This window comes from Paenibacillus cisolokensis (assembly GCF_018403665.1).
GTDB lineage: Bacteria > Bacillota > Bacilli > Paenibacillales > Paenibacillaceae > Paenibacillus_AH > Paenibacillus_AH cisolokensis.
The window spans coordinates 1-6,241 of sequence record NZ_BOVJ01000219.1; the positions used below are offsets into that span (position 1 = coordinate 1).

General features: G+C 60.2%; 5 protein-coding genes. 4 read left to right on the top strand and 1 reads right to left on the bottom strand.

The annotated features are described in order from the left end of the window. The first annotated feature begins 178 nt into the window (after positions 1–178). The 4 genes from PACILC2_RS24430 to PACILC2_RS24445 all read left to right on the top strand — a co-directional run bounded on the left by PACILC2_RS24430 (position 179) and on the right by PACILC2_RS24445 (position 4,368). A complete protein-coding gene (locus PACILC2_RS24430) occupies positions 179–1,051 on the top strand; it encodes a 3-hydroxyacyl-CoA dehydrogenase family protein (RefSeq protein ID WP_213531484.1) in 873 nt (290 codons plus the stop codon). Beyond that, positions 1,048–2,295 carry an acetate kinase gene (locus tag PACILC2_RS24435; RefSeq protein WP_213531486.1) on the top strand — a complete coding sequence of 416 codons (1,248 nt, stop codon included), beginning with the start codon at positions 1,048–1,050 and terminating at the stop codon, positions 2,293–2,295. Before PACILC2_RS24430 ends, PACILC2_RS24435 begins: the two co-directional genes overlap by 4 nt. An 8-nt stretch (positions 2,296–2,303) precedes the next feature. Beyond that, positions 2,304–3,605, top strand: coding sequence for an asparagine--tRNA ligase (gene asnS / locus PACILC2_RS24440; RefSeq protein WP_213531490.1), 1,302 nt, complete (start codon positions 2,304–2,306; stop codon positions 3,603–3,605). 85 nt (positions 3,606–3,690) lie between these two features. After that, positions 3,691–4,368, top strand: coding sequence for a DnaD domain-containing protein (locus PACILC2_RS24445; protein ID WP_062492799.1), 678 nt, complete (start codon positions 3,691–3,693; stop codon positions 4,366–4,368). Between the two features lie 550 nt (positions 4,369–4,918). Here the strand turns inward: PACILC2_RS24445 and PACILC2_RS24450 are convergent. Then, complete coding sequence (locus PACILC2_RS24450) at positions 4,919–5,884, bottom strand: MerR family transcriptional regulator (protein ID WP_213531488.1); 966 nt, start codon at positions 5,882–5,884, stop codon at positions 4,919–4,921. Positions 5,885–6,241 lie beyond the last annotated feature (357 nt).

The following is a 6,241-nucleotide window of genomic DNA, read 5'->3' on the forward strand; positions in this document are numbered from 1 at the left end:
AAGCCGCAGCGCGTAAGCGGAAGGCGGTTTTGTACGCCGTTTGCGCAGCGTTCGTAAATTGTTCACAATGCGATATAGAAAAAAAGGCGGGCGTGCGGCTCGCCTTCTTATTTTTTTTGCGAACCGTTATAATATAAGATGTGAACGGCACGACGCAAAGTCAGAAGGGGGAACAGTCATGAGAATCAAAACAGTCGGTGTCGTCGGTGTCGGCACAATGGGTCAAGGTATTGCGGAAATGCTTGCCTTCAAAGGGCTTGACGTATATATTGTCGAACAATCTCCGGAGAAGCTGGCTTACGGCAGGGAGATGATCGAGCTGAGCCTGGACAAGCAAATCGAGAAGTGGGCATTGACGCTGGCCGAGAAGAAGCTGGTGCTGAACCGGATACATAATGCCGCCCGACTCGACGAGCTGTCCGACTGCGAACTGGTCATTGAGACGATTACCGAAGATTTGGACAGCAAGAAAGAGGTGATCGGCCGGTTGGACCGGATATTGAGTCCAGACGCCATCATTGCGAGCAATACGTCGACGCTCAGCTTGACGGAGCTGGCAAGCGTAACCCGCCATCCGGAGCGGGTCATCGGCATGCATTTTATATATCCGGTTCATAAAATCGATCTGGTCGAGCTTGTCCGCGGCTTGAAGACGTCGGACGAGACGTTTTCCCGCACCAAACATTTCGTCGAAAAGACGATTCATAAAAAAGGCATCATGGTGTTCGAATCGCCCGGATTTGTGACAACGCGGCTGATCTGCCTGCTTATCAACGAGGCGCTGCACGTGCTGGAGGAAGGTGTGGCGTCTGCGGAAGATATCGACAGCGCGATGCGGATCGGCTATTCGTTCCACCACGGACCGCTTGAGATGGCGGACCGGTTCGGTCTCGATTCGGTATTGGCGGCGCTGGAGCGGATGTTCCGGGAATACGGCGAACTGAAGTACCGGCCGTCCATCGTGCTGAAAAAAATGGTACGGGCAGGCCAGCTCGGCGTCAAAACCGGCGCCGGCTTTTTCAAATACGACAAGGATGGGGACAGGCTATGAAAGTACTCGTGATCAACGCGGGCAGCTCCTCGCTTAAATATCAGTTGTACAATATGAATGACGAATCGGTGCTGGCGAGCGGCAGAGTCGAGCGGATCGGCATGGATTCCTCGATCGTGACGCATGATGCGGCAGGAAAGCCCGAAGTGCGGAGCGTCAGCGAAATACTTGATCATGTCACCGCGGTGAAGCGCGTGATCGAAATGCTCGTCCACCCCGAATTGGGGGTATTGAAACGGATTGACGAAATCGACGCGGTTGGCCACCGGGTCGTGCACGGCGGCGAGGCGTTCAAGGAATCGGTGCTCGTGACGCCCGAGGTCAAGCTGGAAATCCGCAAGCTGTTCGATCTTGCGCCGCTGCACAATCCTGCCCATATGATGGGTATTGCCGCGGTGGAAGCGAATTTGCCTGACGTGCCGCAGGCTGTCGTGTTCGATACGGCCTTTCATCAGACGATGCCGGAAACCTCTTACTTGTACGCGATTCCGAAGGTGCTGTACCGTCGGCACAAAATCCGTCGCTACGGCTTCCACGGCACGTCGCATCAATATGTAAGCGACAAGGCGGCCAGGCTGCTCGGACAGCCGCTTGAATCGCTCAAGATGATTTCGGCCCATATCGGCAACGGGGCGAGCGTAACGGCGATTTTGCACGGCCGGTCCTACGATACGAGCATGGGGCTGACGCCTTTGGAAGGGCTGATGATGGGGACGCGCAGCGGCGATCTCGACCCGGCTATCGTGCCGTTTGCGATGGCCAAGGAAGATCTGACGATGAGCGAGGTCAGCTCCATGCTCAACAAGCACAGCGGCCTGATGGCGATTTCCGGTTCGACGAGCGATATGCGCGAAATTGTCGAGGCGATGCGGGAAGGGGACAAAAACGCGAAGCTCGCCTTCGATATGTACACGTACCGGATACGCAAATATATCGGCGCTTATGCTGCGGCGATGAACGGGCTGGATGTCATCGTTTTCACGGCCGGCGTCGGCGAAAACTCGGTTGAGCTGCGGGAAGCGGTCTGCAGCGGGCTGACGTTTCTCGGCGTCGAGCTCGACAGGGAACGAAACGCCGAACGCCGCAAAGATCCGCGCATTATTTCAACTGACAACTCGCGGGTCCGGGTGCTAGTCGTGCCTACGAATGAGGAGCTGCTGATCGCGCGCGATACGTACCGGCTCGTGCTGCAGACGAAGAAGCCGGACGATCGGTCGAAGGAGATAATCGAAAAGGTGGAGTGATCGGACATATGGACAATCTGTCGTTCATTACGATCGGCCAGGCCGCCGATTATGCGGGCCAGCGCGTGCGCATCGGCTGCTGGCTGTACGGCAAGCGTTCCAGCGGGAAAATTCAGTTTTTGCAGCTCCGTGACGGCACGGGCCTGATGCAGGGCCTTGTCGCCCGGCAGGACGTTGCCGATGACGTCTGGGAAGCCGCCCGCAGGCTGACCCAGGAGAGCTCTCTGTACGTGACGGGAACCGTCAAGGAAGACGCCCGCAGCGTGTCGGGCTATGAACTGGTCGTGGAAGCGATCGACGTGATCCAGCTGGCGGAGCCGTATCCGATTACACCGAAGGAGCATGGCGTCGATTTTCTGCTCGATCACCGCCATTTGTGGATTCGTTCGCCGAGACAGCGGGCGATTCTGAAAATCCGTGCGGAAATTATACGGGCAATCCGGCAATTTTTCGACGATAACGGCTTTACGCAGGTCGATCCGCCGATTTTGACGCCGTCCTCCTGCGAAGGTACGACGAATCTGTTTCATACGAAATATTTTGACGACGACGCGTATTTGAGCCAAAGCGGCCAACTGTACATGGAAGCGGCGGCGATGGCGCTCGGCAGAGTGTATTCGTTCGGCCCGACGTTCCGCGCCGAGAAATCGAAGACGCGTCGCCATCTGATCGAATTTTGGATGATCGAGCCGGAGATGGCGTTCGTCGATCATGAGGAAAGCTTGCGCATTCAGGAACGGTTCGTCGCGCATGTCGTGCAGACGGTGCTGGAGCGATGCGGGCGGGAGCTGGCGACGATCGGCCGCGACGTCTCGAAGCTGGAAGCGGTCAAGGCGCCGTTCCCCCGGATGACGTACGACGAAGCGATCGAATGGCTGCGCGGGCAAGGCTTCGACATTTCCTGGGGCGACGATTTCGGCGCGCCGCATGAGACGGCTATCGCGGAACAGTTCGACCGGCCGGTATTCATTACGCATTATCCGACCGGCATCAAATCGTTCTACATGAAGCCCGATCCGAACCGGCCAGAGGTCGTGCTGTGCGCCGATCTGATCGCCCCGGAAGGATATGGGGAAATTATCGGAGGATCGCAGCGCATCGACGATCCCAAGCTGCTGGCGGAGCGTTTCGCCGAGCACAAGCTGCCGGAAGACGACTATCGCTGGTATCTCGATTTGCGGCGGTACGGGTCGGTGCCGCATTCCGGCTTCGGTCTGGGGCTGGAGAGGACGGTGGCCTGGATATGCGGTCTCGATCACGTTCGCGAGACGATTCCGTTTCCGCGCATGCTGTACCGGCTTTATCCGTAATAGGGTCGGTCGGAGCTTTGGAGATCGCGCTTGCTTGGCCGCAGCGCAGGCGTAAAGCGCGGTCCGTTTAAGGAGGCTGCAACATTTGTCCGAAGAATTGAGGAAAGCTTACGCGAAGGGAAGGGCAGCCGCTGCGGAGGAAGGCGGAGTATACATTCCGTATATGCTGCTTTCCTCTTACAGACGGTTGGGCCTGAACGATTCCGAAGCGATGCTGCTCATTCAGATGATGGCGTTTCGCGAATGCGAACGGAACGAATTTCCGACGCCGGAGCAGCTCGCCGATCGGCTTGGCGTCCCGGCGGCGGCAGTCGTGCAGCTGCTCAGAAGGCTGCTGAAGGAAGGATTCCTCGCCATCGAAGAGGAAGTCGATCCGGCGACAGGCGTTCAGTCGGAACGGTATAATTGGCGCGGGTGGATACGCATGGCGGCTGAGGCGGCGGAATCCGAGAGACGCGTCGGCGGGGTTCGCCCGGCAAGACGCGCGGAGCGTTCCGCCGCCGGCAGCGATTTGTTCACCGTGTTCGAACAGGAGTTCGGGAGACCGCTGTCGCCGATGGAATGCGAGACGATCAGCGCATGGCTCGATCAGGACCGATACCCGGAAGAGCTGATCCGGTTCGCCTTGAAGGAAGCGGTGTTTGCCGGAAAACTGCATTTTCGCTATATTGACCGGATATTGATCGAATGGAACCGCAATCGCGTCACGACCGTGGAAGAAGCGAAGGCCCATTCGAGCAAATTTCGCGCCGGCCGGGGATAGGCCGTGCGAGATCAGGCCGTAACGAGGTTAGGATGTAACGAGGCGCCCTGTGCGAGTCAGGCCGCGGCGGGAAGGGGGAGCGCGGGTTTCGCGAACGGTACGTAGCCGCGCGTGAGCGGTGGTGCAGGTCTCTCAATCGGTGCGCAGCTGCGGGTCGGTAGCGCGGGTCTCACGATCGGGGAACAGCCGCGGGGACTGTAGCGCAGGTCTCACGATCGGTGCGCAGCCGCGGGGGCTGTAGCGGTTCTCACGATCGGGGCACAGATGCGTGAGCGGTAGCGCGGGTCTCACGATCGGTGCGCAGCCGCGGGGACTGTAGCGGGTCTCACGATCGGGGCACAGATGCGTGAGCGGTAGCGCAGGTCTAGCGAACGGTTGCGTATTTGCGGTGTCGGTAGCGCAGGTCTAGCGATCAGAGGCGCGGCCGTGTGAGTGGTGGCGATCGGAGGCGCAGCCGCGTGAGCGGTAGCGCAGGTCTCTGCGTACCGCGACTTGCTAGCCCGCTCGGGGAGGGCGCGGGTGTCGCCGGCGCGCCGCAGCACACTATGCGCTACGGCCCGGGTTTGACGGCATACAGCAGCGTGATGCCGCCGCGCAGCGGCTTCGTGACGACCGAGTAATGCTGCGTCCGTAAAGCTTCGGCCATGGCCGAAAACGCGCCGCCATCGAGGCGGTCCGTGAGCGCGAGCCGGCCGCCGGGCAGCAGCACGCGGTCGATTTCGGCCAGCGCCAACATCCGCTCGTCTTCGCGCAAATGCTGCAGGGCGAAGCTACTGCCGGCAAAGCGGTACGTCCGCGCCGGCAGCGGCAGCGCCAGCAGGTTGCCTTGCTTGACCGGCAGCTCGGGAAAGCGGGAGCGCATAATGCGGATCATTGCCGGCGATTGCTCGACGCCGGTAACCGCTGCCCCGGATGCGGCCAGCCGGCCGGCCAGATTGCCAGTTCCCGAGCCGAGATCGAGACCGGCTTCCCCCGGCCGAGCGTCGATCCAATCCGCCGTCGCCGTCAGCGCTTCCTCGTAATCGTGCGGATCGACGGGCGGGGAGAGCGTCATCAGCGGAGCGTCCTCGCGATATTTGACTGCCATATCGTCGAAGTCGAGGCGGGCGCTCCACGCGCTGCGGATCGAGCGCTTCTCCTTGAGCGGGGCCGCGAGCGCCTCCAATTCGCCGATCGCCGGCGTCCGGCCGCGCCAGCTTTCCATCCCGCGGTCGAGCGATTCGAGCCGCCGCGACAGGTCGACCCATTGCTCGTACAGCTCGGCGCGCGCCCTGTCCATCGTTTGCCGGAACCGTTCATCGTCTTCCCGCGCCGCCAGCGCATCGGCGATAAACGGAATCGGCAATCCCAACTCGCGCAAGGCGACGATCCAGCGCAGCGTCTCCAGATCTTCCGTCTCATACTGGCGGTATCCGCTGCCGGCATCCTTGGCCGGCGCGACCAGTCCGCGTTCCTCATAAAAACGGAGCGCTCGCGGCGTAACGCCGAGCAGACGGGCCGCTTCGTGAACTTTCATAATCTGCGATCACCTCCCGGGTATCTATTGTGAACGTTGACGCTGCGTCAAAGTCAAGGGCTGCCGACGGCTGTCCCAAAAAGCCGCGGTTTTCCGGCGCAACCGGATTCCGCGGCTTTTTCGAGATTTAAGAAAGTATAAAATTCACTTCCTAATTTACCTGTCTAACCGTCCGCGTCTTCCGTCAAAACGTCCCCGGTCCGTCGGTGCGCCTCGTCTTCCGTCAAAACGTCTCCGGTCCGTCGGCCCGCTCCGCCGTCCGTCAAAACGTCCCCGGTCCGTCGGTGTGCTCCACCCTCAGCGCCCCCGGCTCCCGGCAGATTGCTTTGGCGAAAAGCCTGCAAAAGTGCAGGAATT

Bases quoted from the DNA above. Each gene is read 5' to 3' on its own strand.
- PACILC2_RS24430 (WP_213531484.1), top strand. From the start codon at position 179: ATGAGAATCAAAACAGTCGGTGTCGTCGGTGTCGGCACAATGGGTCAA.
- PACILC2_RS24435 (WP_213531486.1), top strand. From the start codon at position 1,048: ATGAAAGTACTCGTGATCAACGCGGGCAGCTCCTCGCTTAAATATCAG.
- asnS (WP_213531490.1), top strand. From the start codon at position 2,304: ATGGACAATCTGTCGTTCATTACGATCGGCCAGGCCGCCGATTATGCG.
- PACILC2_RS24450 (WP_213531488.1), bottom strand. From the start codon at position 5,884: ATGAAAGTTCACGAAGCGGCCCGTCTGCTCGGCGTTACGCCGCGAGCG.